We start from the raw sequence: 18,281 nt of genomic DNA on the forward strand, positions 1-18,281 counted from the left end.
GCTCAGCCGCAGTTCGGGGTATCCCGGCCCGCGCCGATATCGGCGAGCGACTGGACGGCGCCGGTCAGCGTCTCGACCTTGACCAGCCGCAGCCCCTCGGGGGTGCGCTGCCGCGCCTCGGCGCAGTTGGCGGCCGGGACCAGGAAGGTCTCGGCGCCCTCGTCGCGCGCGGCCATCATCTTGTACTGGATGCCACCGATCGGGCCGACCGCGCCCTCCTGGTCGATGGTGCCGGTACCGGCGACGAAGCGGCCGTTGTCCAGCTCGCCGGGCGAGAGCTTGTCGATCAGCGCGAGGCTGAACATGAGCCCGGCGGAGGGGCCGCCGATATCGGCGAGGTTGAAGGTCACCTGCAGCGGCGGCCGCGCCCCCTCGGTGGGGGTGATGCCGAGGTAGCCCTTGGCGGCGTCGTCCGGCCGCGCGCCGAGCGTGACCGAAAGCGTCTGCTCGGCGGCCTCCCGCCGCACCACCAGGGTCAGCACCTCGCCGGGCGCGCGCCCGGAGACCGCGTCCACCACACCCTTGGGCGTGGTGATCGGGGTGCCGTCGATGCTGATGATCTCGTCGCCCGCCCGCAGTACCCCGTTGGCGGGCCCCTCCGCGCCGACCTCGCCGATCAGCACCACGGTGGGCAGGTTCAGGAAGTGCAGCGCCGCCACCTCGGCGGATGCCTCGGAGTTCTCGAACTCCTGCTGGTTGGAGCGGTCGATCTCCTCGCGCGGCACCCCGGGCGGGTACACCTCGGCGCGCGGGACCAGGCCGTGCTCGCCGCTCACCCAGAAGCCGAACGCCTCGAAGATATTGAGCCGGTCGCGCACCGACACCGTGGTCATGTTGAGGTTGCCCGTGGTCGGATCCACCTCGGCGCCCTGCACGTCGACCACCTGCTTGCCGTCCACCTCACCGAGGGTGTTGAAGGTGGGGCCGGGGCCGAGCGCGACGAACGGCACCGTGAAGACGCTGCCCGCCAGCCCGAGCACGAGCACCGGGACGAGCGCGGCCAGCAGGGTGAGGATGCGGCGATTCACCCGGCCCACAGTAATGAGCGGCGGCCGCGCGGCGTGGCACCGGCCCGCCGCGGTGTCCGCAATGGTTTCGCGCTCCGCGAACACAGAGGTGGGCGGGGTTCCGCGTACCGTTGGGGACATGAGTGACATCCCGTTCGGCTTCTCGAACCGCGACGACGACAGGGAACGGCGCGACGACGAGCCCGGCGCGGGCGGCAATCCCTCCGGTGACAAGGCCGGCGGCGCGGGCAACCCGTTCGGCGGTGCCGGCAACCCGTTCGGCGGTGGCGCGGGCAATCCATTCGGCTTCCTCTTCGGCGGCGCGGGCCCGGCCGGCGCCGGGGCGCAGGGCGCGGGCCCCGGTTTCGATCCCTCGCAGCTCGGGCAGATGTTCACCCAGCTGGGTCAGATGTTCAGCGGTGCCGGTACGCAGGCCGGCGGCAGCTCCGGCCCGGTGAACTACGACGTCGCCAAGCGGCTGGCCCGCCAGCAGCTCGGCACCGCGGGCAACCCGGTCTCCGAGCAGCAGAAGAAGGCCGTCGCGGACGCCGCGCACCTGGCCGAGCTCTGGCTGGACGGCGCCACCACGCTGCCGGCGGGCGCGAGCCGCACCGTCGCCTGGACCGCCACCGAGTGGATCGAGCAGACGCTGCCGACCTGGCAGCGGCTCTGCGACCCGGTGGCCGAGCAGCTCGGCGGCATGTGGAGCAGCCAGCTGCCGGAGGAGGCCAAGCAGTTCGCCGGGCCGCTGCTCGGCATGATGACCCAGATGGGCGGCATGGCCTTCGGCTCGCAGCTCGGCCAGGCACTCGGCCAGCTCGCCAAGGAGGTGCTGACCTCCACCGATATCGGGCTCCCGCTCGGCTCGGACGGCACCGCCGCGCTGCTGCCCGCCGCCGTCGCCGAGTTCAGCAGCGGGCTGGAGCAGCCGGAGAGCGAGATCCTGGTCTTCCTCGCCGCCCGCGAGGCCGCGCACCAGCGGCTCTTCGCGCACGTGCCGTGGCTGCGCCAGCAGGTGCTCGGCGCGGTGGAGAGCTACGCGCGCGGCATCAGGATGGACTTCTCCGCGCTGGAGCAGGCCGCGCAGAACCTGGATCCGATGGCGCTCGCCGATCCCTCCAAGCTGGAGGAGATCCTGGCCGCGGGCGCCTTCGAGCCGCAGACGACACCGGAGCAGAAGCAGGCGCTGGAGCGGCTGGAGACGCTGCTCGCCCTGATCGAGGGCTGGGTGCAGGTGGTGGTGGCCGAGGCGCTCGGCGACCGGCTGCCCGGCGCGGGCGCGCTCGCCGAGACGCTGCGGCGCAGGCGCGCCACCGGCGGCCCGGCCGAGCAGACCTTCGCCACCCTGGTCGGGCTGGAGCTGCGGCCGCGCAAGCTGCGCGAGGCCGCCGCGCTCTGGCAGCGGCTCACCGACGACGCCGGGATCGACGCCCGCGACGGGGTCTGGGCGCACCCGGACCTGCTGCCCGGCTCGGACGATCTGGACAACCCGGCCGGCTTCATCGACGGCGTGCTCGGCGGCACCGCCTCCAGCTTCGACGACCCGCTCGCGCAGCTCGCCGCTACCGAGGAGCGCGAGCGCAGGGAGCAGGCGGAACCGCCGTCCGAGCCGGAGCAGGACGGGGAGTCCGGCAAGCCCTGAGCGAATGCCCCTGTGAACAGGGGCATTCCTGTGGATAACTCGCGTTCGCCCGGCCCGGGCGCGGCGCGCGGGTGGCAATACTGCTCGGCATGACGCCACCACCGCGAGGGCCCCTGCTGCAGCCGGGGGTCGCCATCCTGGTCCGCCCCTCCGGGGCCGTTCAGCTCGGCTGGGATCCGGAGCGCGCCGTCGTGCTCCGCCCGCCCGGGCTCGACCCGGCCGTCGTCGAGCGCTTCCTGCGCGGGCTGGACGGGTTGCAGACCCGGCCGCAGGTGCTCTGGCGGGCGGGTGAGCTGGGGCTCGCGCCGGAGCAGGCGAACGCCCTGCTGGACGCGGTGCAGGCCGCGGGGCTGCTGGTCCTGCCCGCCGACGGCCCCGCGCCGATTCGCGCGGTGCGGGTGCACGGCCGCGGCCCGCTCACCGACCGGGTGCTGGAGTGGCTGCGCGCCGAGGGGCTCGCCCCGGCCCGCTCGCCCGGCGGCTACCGCCGCGACGAGGTGCGGCGCTGGCGGGAGGATCTGGTGCTCCTCACCGACACCCTGGTCATCGACCCGCGGCTCGGCGCGGAGCTGGTGCTGGCCCGGATCCCGCACCTGCCGATCCGGATCCGGGACGGCCGCGGCGTGGTCGGGCCGCTGGTGCTGCCCGGCGCCACCAGCTGCCTGCGCTGCGCCGACCTGGCCCGCAGCGGCGGCGACGCCGAGTGGCCGCACCTGGCCGCGCAGCTGCTGGATCGGGTGGGCGCGGCCTCGCCCGCCATGGTCGCGCGGACCAGCGCGCTCGCGCTCACCGAGCTGGAGGCGATCTTCGCATGTTCCGCGCGCCGCGAGCCGCAGACGCTGGACGCGATCCTGGAGCCGGATCCCGACTCGCACGCGGTGCGCAGCAGGCGCTGGCCCGCGCATCCGGACTGCGGGTGCAGGCTGCTGGCGGCGGGCCCGGCCGCATGACGCCGCCGGGCGGACCAGTACGGCAGCTCGGCGGGAAGGCGGCCGAGCCGGGCCTGCCCCGCGAGTGTGGCGCACAGACCATCGATTTTCATGGCACGGCCGGGGAGGTTTCGGCCATGATGGGAACTGTGTCCGACATTGCGCGCCGCAGCTCATCCCGCAACGCGAAGTTAGCCAAGATTCCACTCGGGATCGCTGGCCGCGCCGCCGTCGGGTTCGGCAAGCGGCTGGTGGGCGGGGATCGCACCGAGATCAGCGCCGATCTGAACCAGAAGGCGGCCGAGCAGCTGTTCTCGGTGCTCGGCGAGCTCAAGGGCGGCGCCATGAAGTTCGGCCAGGCGCTGAGCGTCATGGAGGCGGCGGTCCCCGAGGAATTCGGCGAGCACTACCGCGAGGCGCTCACCAAGCTGCAGGCCGCGGCGCCGCCGATGCCGACCGCCACCGTGCACCGGGTGCTCGACCAGCAGCTCGGCACCCGCTGGCGGGAGCGGTTCAGCGAGTTCGACGACGAGCCGACGGCATCGGCGAGCATCGGGCAGGTGCACCGCGCGGTCTGGGCGGACGGCCGCCAGGTCGCGGTGAAGGTGCAGTACCCCGGCGCCGACGAGGCGCTGCGCGCGGATCTCAAGACGCTCTCCCGGATGTCCGGGCTCTTCGCGTCGGTCATCCCCGGCGCGGACGTCAAGCCGGTGCTCGCCGAGATCACCGAGCGCACCGAGGAGGAGCTGGACTACCGGAACGAGGCCGCGCACCAGCGCGCCTTCGCCAAGGCCTTCGCCGGCCACCCCGACTACGTGATTCCCAAAGTTGTCGCGGGTTCGCCCAAGGTGATCGTGACCGAGTGGGTCACCGGCACCCCGCTCTCCGGCATCATCCGGGCCAGCGACGAGGATCCGGCGGGCACGGTGGAGCTGCGCAACCGGGTGGCGGCGCTGCTCGGCACCTTCCACTTCTCCTCGCCGGTGCGGGCCGGGCTGCTGCACGCCGATCCGCACCCGGGCAACTTCATGATGCTGCCGGACGGCAGGCTCGCGGTGATCGACTTCGGCGCCTGCGCCCCGCTGCCGAACGGCTTCCCGCCGGAGCTCGGCCGGATGCTGGCGCTCTCGGTGGCGGAGCGGTACGAGGAGCTGACCGCGCTCATGTACGACAACGGCTGGGTGATCCCCGGCCGCACGGTGACCCACCAGGAGATCGCCGACTACCTGCGCCCCTTCACCGACCCGATCAAGACCGACTCGTTCCACTTCACCCGGCGCTGGATGCAGCGGGTGGCGGGCAAGGCGTCGAACATCTCCAGCGCGGAGATGAAAACCGCGCGGGCGCTGCAACTTCCGCCGGAGTACGTGATGATCTTCCGGGTGCTCGGCGGCTCGATCGGCATCCTGGCCCAGCTCGACGCCGAGCTGCCCTTCATGCAGCTGGCGCGGGAGTGGATGCCCGGCTTCACCGAGGAATCCGCGCTGCACTGACCCCGGAAACCAACGAACCGCCCACCGGAAAACGGTGAGCGGTTCGTCGGCGGACAGTCGGAAAGCCGGGTTTCATGCCGGGATCGCGACCTTACGCGGCCGGCCACGCGGCCGCTTGCGGGCGATCACGACCCCCTGATCGAAGATCTCGCCACCCCAGACCCCCCACGGCTCGCGCCGGTCGATGGCGGCGCTCAGGCAGCGCTTCCGGATCGGGCAGCTGGCGCACAGCGCCTTGGCCTCTTCCAGCTGGACCGGGCTCTCGGCGAACCACAGGTCGGGGTCGCCGGCTCGGCAGGGCAGGGCGGCCACCGCGCAGGCGCGCGGGGACTTGGCCACGGTCCGGCATGTCACGTCAGTAGCGGCCTGCGGCCATTCCTGGGCGGTGAACACGTCGTTCTCCTTCAGCTCGTTGCAGCGGTTCGGATGTTCGGTGCGAAACCGGTGCCACTGCGGCTGAAGGAGCCGGAGAATACTGGCCACGATTTCGCGCTGTGCGCTCCGTGGCCAGGAGGTGGGGGAGAATTCCCTACCTAGGTCGACATCTCTGTCGAATCCTGATCACGGACGCTGGGTGTGCGTTGCGGAGGCGTGCTGCCGCATTGCCGAGCTCCTCGGCGAATGCGGGCTGCCAGCCTGCGCTGGGCTTGTCCTGCGAAATGGCGTAAACGGGCAGCCGCAGGCCCTGCGTATCGCAGACCTGCGCATTGCCACCGCCGACACCGGACAGACCGATCCCCTGCACGGCGAGGATCCCCCGGGAGGCCGACATGGCTGTGCCCATCGCGCCGTCGACGCGCATGGTTTCGCCACCGCGCGGTGCGGTGCCGGATCCGGTGCTGCCGAAGATCGTGATGTTGTCCACTGGTCTGCCTCCCTCCTGTACTCGTCGGTTGTCGTGTTCCGTGTTCACCGGGCGCGAGCCCGGCCGATGCGCGCGGGAGAGACCTCCCGTTGCGCGCTCATCCACCATAGGCGGGCGCCCCATAACGCCACAACCTATTTTCTACCTGCAGTTTCAGGGGCATTCGCGGTAGCGGCCGGAGTGGTAGTGCGGCGCGAGCGGACGAGGGCGAGCACGTCGGCGCCGTACTGCTCGAGCTTGCCCGCGCCGACTCCGGCGATGCTCGCCAGCGCCGCGTCGTCGGCGGGCAGCTGCTCGGCGATGGCGGTGAGCGTGAGATCGGTGAAGACGGTGAACTCGCGCACCCGCATGGCCTCGGCCTTCTCCGCGCGCCACGCGCGCAGCGCGTCGAGCAGCACCTGGTCGAGCTCGGCCGGGCAGCGCCTGCAGCGGCCGAGCATGGTGGCGTAGGTGCCGATCAGCGGCTTGGCGCAGACCCGGCAGAGCGGCCGCTCGGTGCTGCGGGCCGGCGCGGCCGCGGCGGCGATCCGCGAGGCCGGCGAATCCTCCGGCACCAGGCCGTTCAGGAAGCGGGAGCGGCGGCGGTTGCGCCTGCCGCCGCTGTTGCGGGCCAGCGCCCAGGACAGCTGGAGCTGCTCGCGGGCGCGGGTGACGCCGACGTAGAGCAGCCTGCGCTCCTCCTCCAGCTGGTGCTGGTCGGCCACCGCGCCGTCGTCGCCGAGGACGTGCCCGATCGGCAGCATGCCGTCGGTCAGCCCGACCAGGAAGACGGCGTCCCACTCCAGCCCCTTGGCGGCGTGCAGCGAGGCCAGCGTGACGCCCTGCACCGTCGGCGGGTGCCTGGCCTCGGAGCGGGCGGCCAGCTCGCGCAGCAACCCGGCGGCGTCCAGCTCGGGGTCGTGCGCCACCAGCTCATCGACCAGCCCGGCCAGCGCGGTGAGCCCGGACCAGCGCTCCCGCGCGCCCGCGCCCGCCGGCTCCTCGGCGGTGAGCCCGAGCGGGGCCAGCGCCGCGCGAGTGAGCGTGGCCAGCGCGGCGCCGCGGCGCGCCGCCTCCGGCAGGTCGTCGCGCTCGGCGGCCCGGCGCAGCGCCGAGACGCCCTGCTTGATCTCGGCCCTGGCGAAGAAGGCCTCGCCGCCGCGCACCTGGTACGGAATGCCGAGCGCGCCCAGCGCCTCCTCGTACGCCTCGGACTGGGCATTGATCCGGAAGAGCACCGCGATCTCGGCGGCCGGGGTGCCCGCCGCCAGCAGCCGCTCGATCTCCTTCGCCACCGCGGCGGCCTCGGCGGGGGCGTCGTCGTACTCGGCGAAGACCGGCTCCGGGCCGTCCGCGCGCTGGCCGATCAGCTGCAGCCTGGTGCCCGCGATCCGGCCGCGGGCGGCGCCGATCACCCGGTTCGCCAGCGACACCACCTGCGGGCTGGACCGGTAGTCGCGCTCCAGCCGGACTACCGTCGCCTCCGGGAAGCGCCGGGAGAAGTCGAGCAGGTAGCGCGGGCTGGCGCCGGTGAAGGAGTAGATGGTCTGGTTGGCGTCGCCGACCACGGTGAGGTCGTCGCGCTCGCCGAGCCAGGAGTCGAGCACCCGCTGCTGCAAGGGGGTGACGTCCTGGTACTCGTCCACCACGAAGCTGCGGTAGCGCTCGCGGAACTCGTCGGCCACCGCCGGGTAGTCCTCCAGCGCGGCGGCGGTGTGCAGCAGCAGGTCGTCGAAGTCGAGCAGCATGCCGTCGGCGGAGGACTTGGCGGTCTCGTAGGCGTCGTAGACCCTGGCCACCCGGAGCGCCTCGCGCGGGGTGTCGCGGCGGCGCTCGGCGACCGCGGCCGGGTAGTCCTCCGGCGCGATCAGCGAGGCCTTCGCCCACTCGATCTCGCTCAGCAGGTCGCGCACGCTCTCGGTGTCCGACGGCAGCCCCTCGGCGTGCGCGGCCCGCGCCACCAGCGGGAACTTGTTGTCGATGAGCCGCCACGGCACGTCGCCGACGATCTGCGGCCAGAAGTAGCGCAGCTGCCGCAGCGCGGCGGCATGGAAGGTGCGGGCCTGCACCCGGCCCGCGTCACCGCCGAGCCCCAGGCCGCGCAGCCGCCCGCGCAGCTCACCCGCCGCGCGGGCGGTGAAGGTGACCGCGAGCACCTGGTCGGCCTTGACGTGCCCGGCCGAGACCAGGTGCGCGATCCGGTAGGTGATGGTGCGGGTCTTGCCGGTGCCCGCGCCCGCGAGCACGCACAGCGGCCCGCGCGGCGCGCGCACGGCGGCGGCCTGCTCGGGGTCGAGCGCGGCGGGATCGAAGGGGGGCACGGCTCCCATCATGGCAGTGCGCGCCGACAGCTCCGGGCGGGAACAGGTTCGGCCGCGGCGGCGTTGTTCCGATCGTGAGTGACGCAACCCCGCAGCTGACCATGTACTCGACCACCTGGTGCGGCTACTGCCGCAGGCTGAAGAAGCAGCTGGACGAGAACGGCATCACCTACGCCGAGGTCGACATCGAGCAGGATCCCGCCTCCGCCGAGTTCGTCGGCAGCGTCAACAACGGCAACCACGTGGTGCCGACGGTGAAGTTCACCGACGGCTCCACCGCCACCAACCCGACGCTGGCCGAGGTCAAGAAGATCCTGTCCGGCATCTCCTCCTGAACTAGACGCCCGCCCACGACTCCACGATGGTGCGGGCGATGGAGATGCTGCTCGGCAGCAGCAGCCGGGAGCCGGTCTCCCGCGCGGACCAGTCGCCCTGCTCCAGGGCGGCCCTGACCTCCGCGCGGGTGAACCAGTGCGCCTCGGCGATCTCGCCGTCCGAGAAGACCAGCTCCTCCTCCGCATCGCCGACGGCGGCGAAGCCGAGCATGAGCGAGCGCGGGAACGGCCACGGCTGGCTGCCCAGGTAGGTGATGTCGCGCACGTGCACGCCCACCTCCTCCAGCATCTCCCGCTCGACGCAGCGCTCCAGCGACTCGCCCGCCTCGACGAACCCGGCGAGCAGCGAGAACAGGGTGGGCGGCCAGCTGTGCTGGCGGGCCAGCAGCACCCGGTCGGCGCCGTCGTGGATCAGGCAGATCACCGCGGGGTCGATGCGCGGGAACTCCTCGTGCCCGGCCTCGGTGGTGCGCGACCAGCCGCCCTTGCTCGCCGCCGTCGCGACCCCGTCGGCGCCGCTGAAACCGGCCTTGTCGTGCCAGTTCAACAGGGCCATGGCCGCGGTGAGGATGCCCGCGGTGTAATCGTCCAGGTCGCCCGCCATGGCGCGCAGGTCGGTGAGGTCGCCGGTGAGCTCCGGCTCCCGGATGGCCCAGAGGTGCCTGCCGTCGGGGTCGGTGCCGAGGAAGACCGCGTTCGGGCTCGGCTCGGCCGAGTAGCCGACGGCGGGCTCCAGCACCAGCGCGCCCTCGGTGCGGCGGAACCGGCCGCGCCGGTCCACGTGCAGCAGCAGGGCCCGGGCCCAGCCCTCCTTCAGCGCCTGTTCGTCGGCCCTGATGTGCTCGGCCCGGTCGATGGTGGAGCGGGACAGCAGCGGAACGTCCTTGAGCGTGAAAGACACCCGTCGAGCCTAGCGCGCAACTATTTGGCGACGCGCTTGATGTAGAGCAGCTTGTCGCCGGCCTCGATGGCGTCCACCTCGGGCTCGCCCACCCGGATCAGGTCGCCGCCGCGCACCACGCCGAGCACGATGTCGCTGAGGTGCCGCGGCGAGCCGCCCACCTCGGAGAGCTCCACCTCACGCTCGGCGACCGCGAAGCCGTGCTCGGGGGTGAGCAGGTCCTCCATCATCTCCACCACCGAGGGGGTGGTGGTGGCGATGCCGAGCAGCCGGCCCGCCGTCTCCGAGGAGACGACCACCGAGTCCGCGCCGGACTGCCGCAGCAGGTGGATGTTCTCCGCCTCGCGGATGGCGACCACGATCTTGGCCTTCTTGTTCAGCTCCCGGGCGGTGAGCGTGACCAGCACCGCGGTGTCGTCGCGGTTGGCGGCGACCACCACCGAGGCGGCGTTCTGCACGCCCGCCAGGCGCAGCACGTCGGACTGGGTGGCCGAGCCGTGCACGGTGACCAGCCCGGCATTGGCCGCGGTCTCCAGCGCGGCGAGATCGGTGTCGACCACGACGATGTCGCCGGGCTGGACATTGTCGCCGAGCATGGCGTCGATCGCCGTGCGGCCCTTGGTGCCGTAGCCGACGACGACGGTGTGGTTGCGCACGCGGTGCCTCCAACGCTGGATCTTGAACGCCTGCCGGGACCGCTCGGTCAGCACGCCGAGGGTGGTGCCGACCAGCACGATGAGGAAGAGCACCCGCAGCGGGGTGATGACGATGATGTTGACCAGCCTGGCGTCCGGCGAGATCGGGGCGATATCGCCGTAGCCGGTGGTCGAGAGCGAGACGGTGGCGTAGTAGAACGCGTCGAGGAAGGAGAGCTCGTCGCCGGAGTTGTCGCGGTAGCCGTCCCGGCCGAGCCAGACCACGAAGGCGGCGAAGAAGAGCAGGAAGATCGCGAACAGCACCCGGCGGGTGAGCGAGATCCACGGGCTGCTCTGGATCTCCGGGATGCGCAGCACGCCGACGAGGGCGAAATCCGGGCGCCCGGTCAGCCCGACGGCGCGCGGCCGCAATCGCAGATCGGCGAAGACCCGCCCGCTTCGTTCGCCGAGCCGATCCTCGCGGAGCCCAGCATCTTCCTCCGGCACAGCACGGCAGCCTAACCGATCCGGCGGACGGCGTCGGGGCTCGACGCGAACGGGGGGCGAATGTCAGGGTGAAGCATGGCAACCACCACCGACCCCGCCCGCCGTCCCGCGCTGCTGCTCGCGGCCGGGCTCGCGGGCGCGGGCGTGATGCACTTCGTCACCCCCAAGTTCTTCGATTCCATCGTGCCGCCGGTGCTGCCGGGGCAGGCGCGCACCTACACCTACGCCTCCGGGGTCGCCGAGCTCGCCGTGGCAGGCGCCCTCGCGGTGCCGCGGACCAGGGGGTTCGGCGGCAAGCTCGCCGCGCTGCTCTTCCTCGCGGTGTTCCCGGCCAATCTGCAGATGGCAGTGGACGTGACGACCAATCCGAAGGCGTCGCCGCTGTTCAAGCTGGGGTCGATCCTGCGGTTGCCGCTGCAGATTCCGATGATCACGACGGCGCTCTCGGTGAGCCGCAAGGCGCGGGGCTAGGCCCTGTCTCGAAGTCCGGCCGGATGCATCCGTGGCTCGGATCGCCGCCTGGCAAGGCGGAGGAGGAGCCGATACCGGGGTTGTATCGGTGACGACGACAACGCGGCCAGGCGGTGATCCGGGCCGCGGAGGCGCCGGATGGGACTTCGAGACAGGGCCTAGGCCTCCGGATCGTCCTCGAGCCACTGCCCGGTCGCGCCCGTGGCGTCGCCGTCGCGGGCCGGGGCAGCCGCGCGGACCAGTTCCGCGAGCTCTTCCGGGCCCGCGAGGCCGCTCGGGGCGACGGTGCGGCCGGTGCGGACGTAGTAGAACGCGGCCGTGACCTTGCCGAGCAGCTCGGCCTCGGGGGCGCCGGTGCGGCCCGCCATGAGCCGGGCCCAGGCGACGCGGTAGACCGCGAGCTGCATGGCCAGCGCGGGTTCGTCGGCGGTGTCCGGCTCGGCGCCGGTCTTCCAGTCGACCACGGTCCAGCCGTCCGCGTCGGCGAAGACCGCGTCCATCCGGCCGCGCACCACGGTGCCTGCGATGGTGGTCTCGAAGGGAATCTCCACATCGATCGGGGTGCGGTTGGCCCAGGTGGAGCCGAGGAAGCGCTCCTGCATGCGGGCGAGCTCGGCGTCCTTGGCCGCCGCGCCCGCGTCCGCGGCGCCGGGCAGCTCGTCCAGGCCGGGCAGCTGGTCGGCGGCGAACCAGCGCTGCACCCAGGCGTGGAAGGCGGTGCCGCGGCGCGCCATCGGGTTCGGCGGGTAGGGCAGCGGCCTGCGCAGCCGGGCCGCCAGCGCGGCCGGGTCGGCGCGCAGGTCGACCAGCGCGGTGGCCGGGATCCGGCCGGGCAGCTCGACCTCCCGCTCCCCCGTCGCGCGCTCGGCGGCGATCTCGGCGAGCAGCGCGTCCACGTCGTCGGCCCAGCCGTCCGGGTCGGGTTCGGTGTCGGACCCCGCTGCCACACTGGGGTCGTCCGGGCTCGACGACCCAGGGGGGACGGCATGATCGGCATCCTCGGCGCGCAGCCGGGCCAGCGCGCTCCGCACCCGCTCGGCCCCGCCGGTGACCGCGGCGCGGCGGTGCCCGAGCGGGTCGCGCGGCCAGTCGGCGCCGATCGGCTCGTCGGTGAGCGGGTTCTCGGCGCCGTCTTCGGGCGGGTCGACCCAGTGCGCGAGCTCCAGCAGGCCGTCGGTCCGCTCGCCCGCCTCCCGCAGTTCGAGCAGGAAGTCCGACGGGCCCTTGGGTTTCGAGCCGGTCTCCGCCCACCAGAATCCGGAGACCAGCAGCACCCGCTCGGTGCGGGTGAGCGCCACGTAGAAGAGCCGCCGCTCCTCGTCCAGCCTGCGCGCGGCGAGCTCCTCCTTGTGCTCGCCGATGGCCCGGTCCAGGTCGGCGCGGTCGCCGAGCTCGAGCAGGTCGAGCACCGGCACGCCCTCCACCGAGTCGGCGGTGGCCCGGTCGCCGCGCAGCGCGGTGGGGAGCTCGGCGGGGGCGCCGAGCCAGGTGGACGAGCCGGTGCCGGAGGGGAAGACGCCCGCGGCCACGTGCGGGACCGCCACCACCTCCCACTCCAGCCCCTTGGCGGCGTGCACGGTGAGGATCTGCACCCGGTCCTTGGCCACCTCGATCTCGCCGGGCTCCAGCCCGTTCTCCACCGACTCGGCGGCGGTCAGGAAGGCGAGCAGCCCGGCCAGCGTGGCGTCGGAGTCGGCGGCATAGCCGGAGACCACGTCGGCGAAGGCGTCCAGGTGCTCGCGGCCCGCGCCCGCGCCGAGCATGGCCCGCCTGGCCTGGGTCTCCACCGCGACGCCGATGGTCCGCTCGACATCGGCGACCAGCTCGGTGAGCGGCTGCCCGGCCCGCTCGCGCAGCGCCGCCAGCTCCCTGGCCAGCGCGGTGATCCGGGCGTAGCCGGGCTCCGAGTAGTGCGCCGCGGCACCGGGATCGGCGATGGCGTCGGCCAGCCCGGCCTGCTCGGCGGGCTCCGGCGCGACATCGCGCAGCGCGGCGGCGAGCCCGGCGGCGTCGGTGATGTCGCCCGCCGCCTCGTCCGGGCGGCGGGCGATGGAGAGCTCGCGGGCGCGCCTGGCCAGCGCGGCGACGTCGGCGATGCCGAGCTGCCAGCGGGCGCCGGTGAGCAGCCGCAGCGCGGCGCTGCCCGCGCCCGGCTCCGCGATCAGCCGCAGCGTGGCGACCACGTCGGCGACCTCGGGGGCGGCGAGCAGCCCGCCGAGCCCGACGATCTCCACCGGCAGGTCGCGCTCGCGCAGCGCCTCGGCGAGCGGCGCGGCATCGGCATTGCGGCGGATCAGCACCGCCGAGGTCGGCGGCGGCTCGCCCGCGGCGCGCTTGGCCCGCCACTCCGCGGCGACCCGGTCCGCGACCCAGTCGCGCTCGGCGGTGACGGTCTCGGTGAGGGCGAGCGCGACCGCGCCGGGCCCGGCGTGCGGGGCCGCGCGCAGCTGCGCCACGGTGACGCCGCCCGCGTCGATCGCCCTGCGCCGCAGCGGCTCCGAGACCAGGTTGGCCAGCACCAGCGGCTCCGGCGGGTTGCGCCAGCTGGTGAGCAGCGAGAGCGTCGGGGCGGGCACGCCGGGGGCGGCGGGGAAGTCGGTGGTGAAGCGCGGCAGGTTGGCGGCGGAGGCGCCGCGCCAGCCGTAGATGGACTGCATGGGGTCGCCGACCGCGGTCACCGCCAGCGGGAGCCGGTCCGGGGCGGGCGCGGCGCGGGCGCCGCCGAAGAGCGCCGCGAGCAGGATGCGCTGGGCATGGCCGGTGTCCTGGTACTCGTCGAGCAGCACCAGCCGGAAGCGGTCCCGCTCGGCGGCGCCGACCTCGGGGTGCTCGGCGGCGAGCCGGGCGGCGAGCGACATCTGCGAGCCGAAGTCGAGCGCGCCGCGGCGGCGCAGCGCCTCCGCCAGCTGGCGCACCAGCGGGAGCAGCCCGACCCGCTCGCGCTGCACGGCCACGATGTCCTGCAGCCCCTTGCTCGGCCCGCCGCGCTGCCGGGGCCCGGCGGGCAGCGTGAAGACCAGCTTCTCCAGCTCGGTGTGCGCCTCGGCCAGCTGCTCCGGCTCCACCAGGTGCTCGGCGAGCTGGCCGCTCAGCGCGAGCACCGCCTCGGTCACCGAGACCGGGGTGCGGTCGGTGTCCAGCTCGCCCTCCCAGCCGCGCACCACCTGGTGCGCGAGCTGCCAGAGCTGGGTCTCGGTGAGCAGCGTGGCGGAGGGCTCGACCGGGAGCAGCAGGCCGTGCTCGGTGAGCAGCCTGCCCGCGTACGAGTGGTAGGTGCTGATCTCCGGCTCGGCGCCGGCCAGCAGGGTGCGCAGCTCGCCGCCCGGGTCGAGGTCGCGGAGCAGGGGGGCGCCGGCGAGCCGGGCCAGCCGGGTGCGGATCCTGGCGGTGAGCTGCTGCGCGGCCTTGCGGGTGAAGGTCAGCCCGAGTACCTGGTCCGGGGCGACGAGGCCGTTGGCGACCATCCAGACCACCCTGGCGGCCATGGTCTCGGTCTTGCCCGCGCCCGCGCCCGCGACCACGAGGGCCGGGCCGGGCTCGGCGGCGATGACCGCGGCCTGCTCGTCGGTCGGCGGGGGGAGGCCGAGGGCGTCGGCGAGTTCGTGCGGGGTCACGGCGGGGCCGGGGAACGCGCCGGGGGCGCTCACTCGTCGGTCACCTGCCTCCCCGTGTCGCGCGTCGGGCAGCACCCGGTGACCGGGCAGTGCCTGCATCCCTCGTTGCGGACGGCGCGGAAGCCGGGGCCTTTCGTCGCGCCCGCCGCATCGTGCACGGTATCGCGCCAGCCCTCGAGTGCCTCGTCGGCCAGCGGTGGTTGGGCGCGTTCCGCCGCCCCCTGCTTCGTGTTCGGGACGGCGACGTAGACCAGGCGGGCGCCGCCCGGGGGTTGCGGTTCGGGGCCGGAGGCGGGTTCGGCGGCTGGCTGCGGGTCGGGTGGGGCTGCGTCGCCCGGTTCGGCGGCCGCTGCTGCCAGGGCGGCGTCGAGGGCACCCGCGGCGACCGCGACCTGGTAGGTGGCGAGCTGGGCGTGGTCGGCCGCGGCCTGCTTGGTGACGGGGCTCTTGCCGGTCTTCACGTCGACGATGACGAAGCGGCCGTCGGCATCGCGCTCCAGCCGGTCCACCCGGCCGCGGATGCGCACCGGCGGCTCGCCCTCGGCGCGGGCGGGGAGCAGGCAGTCGACGGCGATCTCCACCCCGGCCTGGGTGAGCTCGGCGCGGGTGGCGCGGAACCAGGCCAGGAAGTTCTCCAGCATGCCCTCGGTGCGGCGCAGCTCCTGGCGCGAGTGCCAGCCGGTGCCCGGCTCGACATTGGCCCACGCCTCGTACAGCGCGTCCCGCACCCGCTCCTCCGGCACCTTCCCGGCCAGCGCCTGCACCAGGGTGTGCACCAGGTTCCCCTTGAGCGCGTACGGGTTCTCGCCGTCGCTGCCGCCATTGCGCTCCAGCGCCCAGCGCAGCGGGCAGGTGCGCAGCAGCTCGACGGTGGAGGGCGAGAGGTTCACCGGGGCGCCGTCGTCGGCCCAGAGCGGCTCGGCGGTGCTCGGCGCGCCGGTGCCGTACCACTCGTCCGGGTGCGTACCGCGCACCCCGGCGGCGGCCAGCCGGGCCAGCTGGTGCGCGGCCCGGTCGCGCCGCTCGTCGTCCGCCTCCGGGTCGCAGACCACGCCGCGCAGCTCGGCGACGAGCGCGTGCAGCACCAGCGCCCGGCCCGGATCGGCCACGGGGAGCACCCCGGGCTCGCCGTCGTCGCTGTGCCCGAGCAGCTCGGTGAGGAAGCGCGACGGCACCAGATCCCGGTCGCCGGTGACCGATTCGACCGCCGTCACCAGCAGCGAGCGCCGCGCCCGGCTGCACGCGACGAGCAGCAGCCTGCGCTCCTCGGCCAGGATCGGCGCCGCCCGGCTCACCCGCTCGCCCGCGCCGGAGACGCCGCCGTACAGGTCGACCAGGTCCTCGGTGTGCAGCAGGGTGCCGCGCGGGCGCGGGTTGGGCCAGAGCCCCTCCTGCACCGCGGCCACCGCGACCACGTCCCACTCGCGGCCGGCGGCGGCGTGCGCGCTGAGCAGCTCCACCGCGTCGCCGGGGGCGACCGGGGCGGAGAACTCCTGCGGTATCTCCTGCTGCCGGACGTACTCGACGAACCCCTCCAGGCTGGCGCCGGGCAGCCGGTCGACGTAGGCGGCGGCCGCGTCGAAGATGCCGACCGCGGCGTCCAGGTCGCGGTCGGCCTGCATGCCGACGGCGCCGCCGCGTTCGGACTGCGCGACCCAGCGGCGCTCCAGCCGGGAGCCGGTCCACAGCGCCCACAGCACGTCCTCGACGGCGCCGCCGCGGCGGCGGGCGGCGCGGCCGCGTTTCAGTGCGGTCAGGGTGCGGCGCAGCGGCGCGGACTCGACCTCGGTGAGCCGGTCGAGCAGGGCGCTGTCGCCGGTGCCGACGATGATGTCGCGCAGCGCCTCCGCGGACGAGCGGTCGTCCGGATCGGGCTCGCGCTCCAGCGCGGCGCGGCGGATACCGCGGCGGAGCCGGCGCAGCGCGATCTGGTCGGCGCCGCCGAGCGGCCCCGCGAGCAGGTCGAGCGCGTCCTCCGGCTCGAAGAGCTGCGCGGTGGAGCCGTCCGGGCCGCGGCGGGTCTCGTCGCCCGCGAGCAGGGCGCGGACCGCGAGCAGCAGCCAGGCGGCGCCGCGCCTGCGCGCCAGCGGGACGTCGGGTGCCGGTTGGTGCACCGGGACGCCCGCCGCCAGCAGGGCGCGGCGCAGGGGGGCCAGCGAGGCGGGCACCGAGCGCAGGATCACCGCCATGCGCGACCACGGGACGCCGTCGCGCAGGTGCGCCCGGCGCAGGTGGTCGGCGACCAGCGCGGCCTCCTTCGCCGGGGTCGCCAGCACCCGCACCCGCACCTCGGCCGGGGGGAGGTCGTCCGGCGCGGCGGAGTCTGCCGGGCCGTTGCGCGGATCATCGCCCGATACCGAGCGGCCATCCGGCTCCCCGGAGGCCCGCTCCGGATCGCCATCGGCCCCCGCGGCAGCTCGGTCACCGCCCGGCGCGGACCGGCCGGAGTCGGGCCGCGGGGCGCCGGATGGCCTTCCTGCCTCGGCGCGGCCGGGGACCGGGCTCCGATCCGCGGGGTCAGCGGGCACGGCCCGGGCGATATCCAGCGCCGACTCCACCACCCGGTGCGGCGGGTTCCCCGGCAACCGCCCGGCGATGCGGGCGATCGCGACCTCGATCGGGCCGTCGGTGCGGTGGTTGCGGCGCAGCAGGATACGGCGGTCGGCGGGGGCGCCGGGGTCGGTGACGAAGGCGGGGTCGGCGCCGCGGAAGGTGAAGACGGCCTGGTCGGGGTCGCCCGCGAGCACGGTGGTCGCGGCTCCGGCGCCGATGGCGCGGACCAGCAGCGCGGCCTGCGGGTCCAGGTGCTGGGCGTCGTCGACGAGCAGGTAGCGGATGCGCTCGCGCTCCTCGGCGAGCAGCTCGGGGTCGGCGGCGAGCGCGTCCAGCGCGGCGCCGACGAGCTCGGCGGCGTCCAGCGCGGGCGCGCTCGCCTCCGGCGCCTCCACCCCGACCGACCAGCGCAGCAGCAGCGACTCCTCGAACCGGCGGGCGAACCGCCCGGCCGCCACCCACTCCTCGCGCTCGTGCTCGCGCCCGAGCCGGACCAGATCCTCCGGCCCGAGCCCGCGCTCGGTGGCGCGCAGCATGAGGTCGCGCAGCTGATCGGCGAAGCCGGCGAGGCCCAGCGCGGGCTGCAGCCGCTGCGGCCAGAGCCGCGCGCCCGCGGCCATGTCGAGCAGGTCGCCCTGCAGCAGTTCGCGGACGACGGCATCCTGCTCGGCACCGGTGAGCAACCGCGGCGGCGGGTTGCCGTGCCTGGTGGCGTGGCGGCGCAGGATGGCGAAGGCGTAGGAGTGCAGGGTGCGGGCCAGCGGCTCGCGGCTCGCGCCCGGGACGCCGCCCTCGTCGGCGTCGTCCGGGCGCAGCCGGGCGGTGACGGCGTCCCGCAGCGTGTTCGCCGCCTCCTTGGAGTAGGTGACGACCAGCACCGATCCCGGGTCGACGCCGGCCGCGATCCGCTCCGCCGCGTACTCGACGAGCAGCGTGGTCTTCCCCGTGCCCGGCCCGCCGAGCACCTGCCACGGCCGCCACCCCGGCCGGACCGGCCCGGCGTCCGCGGCCGCGAAGAGCGCGCGCACC

General features: G+C 74.5%; 13 protein-coding genes. 5 read left to right on the forward strand and 8 right to left on the reverse strand.

From position 1 onward, the window contains the following. Positions 1-2: 2 nt before the first annotated feature. On the reverse strand, positions 3-1,028 hold the full coding sequence (locus AB0H71_RS26020; protein WP_357025989.1) for a PDZ domain-containing protein: 1,026 nt from the start codon (positions 1,026-1,028) through the stop codon (positions 3-5). 118 nt (positions 1,029-1,146) lie between these two features. Here AB0H71_RS26020 and AB0H71_RS26025 point away from each other — a divergent pair, with 118 nt between their 5' ends. The 3 genes from AB0H71_RS26025 to AB0H71_RS26035 all read left to right on the forward strand — a co-directional run bounded on the left by AB0H71_RS26025 (position 1,147) and on the right by AB0H71_RS26035 (position 5,071). Continuing rightward, complete coding sequence (locus AB0H71_RS26025) at positions 1,147-2,649, forward strand: zinc-dependent metalloprotease (RefSeq protein WP_357025991.1); 1,503 nt, start codon at positions 1,147-1,149, stop codon at positions 2,647-2,649. An 89-nt stretch (positions 2,650-2,738) separates the two neighbouring features. Beyond that, the gene (locus AB0H71_RS26030; RefSeq protein WP_357025993.1) at positions 2,739-3,599 is read left to right on the forward strand and encodes a hypothetical protein; all 861 of its coding nucleotides are present in this window, start codon (positions 2,739-2,741) and stop codon (positions 3,597-3,599) included. Between the two features lie 116 nt (positions 3,600-3,715). Next, positions 3,716-5,071 (forward strand): AarF/UbiB family protein, encoded by a 1,356-nt coding sequence (locus AB0H71_RS26035; RefSeq protein ID WP_357025995.1) that lies wholly within the window; start codon positions 3,716-3,718, stop codon positions 5,069-5,071. 72 nt (positions 5,072-5,143) lie between these two features. Here the strand turns inward: AB0H71_RS26035 and AB0H71_RS26040 are convergent, their stop codons facing one another. The 3 genes from AB0H71_RS26040 to AB0H71_RS26050 form a co-directional block, all read right to left on the reverse strand. Beyond that, the gene (locus tag AB0H71_RS26040) at positions 5,144-5,425 is read right to left on the reverse strand and encodes a WhiB family transcriptional regulator (RefSeq protein ID WP_357026324.1); all 282 of its coding nucleotides are present in this window, start codon (positions 5,423-5,425) and stop codon (positions 5,144-5,146) included. Positions 5,426-5,600: 175 nt separating this feature from the next. Beyond that, entirely contained in the window at positions 5,601-5,936 is a 336-nt protein-coding gene (locus AB0H71_RS26045) for a hypothetical protein (RefSeq protein WP_357025997.1), read from the reverse strand. A 134-nt stretch (positions 5,937-6,070) separates the two neighbouring features. Further along, on the reverse strand, positions 6,071-8,245 hold the full coding sequence (locus AB0H71_RS26050; RefSeq protein WP_357025999.1) for an ATP-dependent DNA helicase UvrD2: 2,175 nt from the start codon (positions 8,243-8,245) through the stop codon (positions 6,071-6,073). A gap of 92 nt (positions 8,246-8,337) precedes the next feature. On the opposite strand from AB0H71_RS26050, the gene AB0H71_RS26055 reads away from it, so the two are divergent. After that, positions 8,338-8,571: a mycoredoxin gene (locus tag AB0H71_RS26055; protein WP_357026326.1), complete on the forward strand. Its 234-nt coding sequence runs from the start codon at positions 8,338-8,340 to the stop codon at positions 8,569-8,571. A gap of 1 nt (position 8,572) precedes the next feature. Here AB0H71_RS26055 and nudC read toward each other — a convergent pair whose 3' ends face one another. Together nudC and AB0H71_RS26065 are read right to left on the reverse strand one after the other, a co-directional pair. Further along, the gene (gene nudC / locus AB0H71_RS26060; protein WP_357026001.1) at positions 8,573-9,472 is read right to left on the reverse strand and encodes an NAD(+) diphosphatase; all 900 of its coding nucleotides are present in this window, start codon (positions 9,470-9,472) and stop codon (positions 8,573-8,575) included. A 20-nt stretch (positions 9,473-9,492) separates the two neighbouring features. Further along, entirely contained in the window at positions 9,493-10,545 is a 1,053-nt protein-coding gene (locus AB0H71_RS26065; RefSeq protein WP_357026328.1) for an NAD-binding protein, read from the reverse strand. 144 nt (positions 10,546-10,689) lie between these two features. Here AB0H71_RS26065 and AB0H71_RS26070 point away from each other — a divergent pair, with 144 nt between their 5' ends. Continuing rightward, on the forward strand, positions 10,690-11,085 hold the full coding sequence (locus tag AB0H71_RS26070) for a hypothetical protein (protein ID WP_357026003.1): 396 nt from the start codon (positions 10,690-10,692) through the stop codon (positions 11,083-11,085). A gap of 158 nt (positions 11,086-11,243) precedes the next feature. Here the strand turns inward: AB0H71_RS26070 and AB0H71_RS26075 are convergent, their stop codons facing one another. Together AB0H71_RS26075 and AB0H71_RS26080 are read right to left on the reverse strand one after the other, a co-directional pair. Next, positions 11,244-14,798 (reverse strand): ATP-dependent DNA helicase, encoded by a 3,555-nt coding sequence (locus AB0H71_RS26075; RefSeq protein ID WP_357026005.1) that lies wholly within the window; start codon positions 14,796-14,798, stop codon positions 11,244-11,246. Next, on the reverse strand, positions 14,729-18,280 hold the full coding sequence (locus AB0H71_RS26080; protein ID WP_357026330.1) for an ATP-dependent DNA helicase: 3,552 nt from the start codon (positions 18,278-18,280) through the stop codon (positions 14,729-14,731). The genes AB0H71_RS26075 and AB0H71_RS26080 overlap by 70 nt, the downstream gene beginning before the upstream one ends. Between the last annotated feature and the right edge of the window lies 1 nt (position 18,281).

This window comes from Nocardia sp. NPDC050697, assembly GCF_040654395.1.
Taxonomy (GTDB): Bacteria; Actinomycetota; Actinomycetes; order Mycobacteriales; family Mycobacteriaceae; genus Nocardia.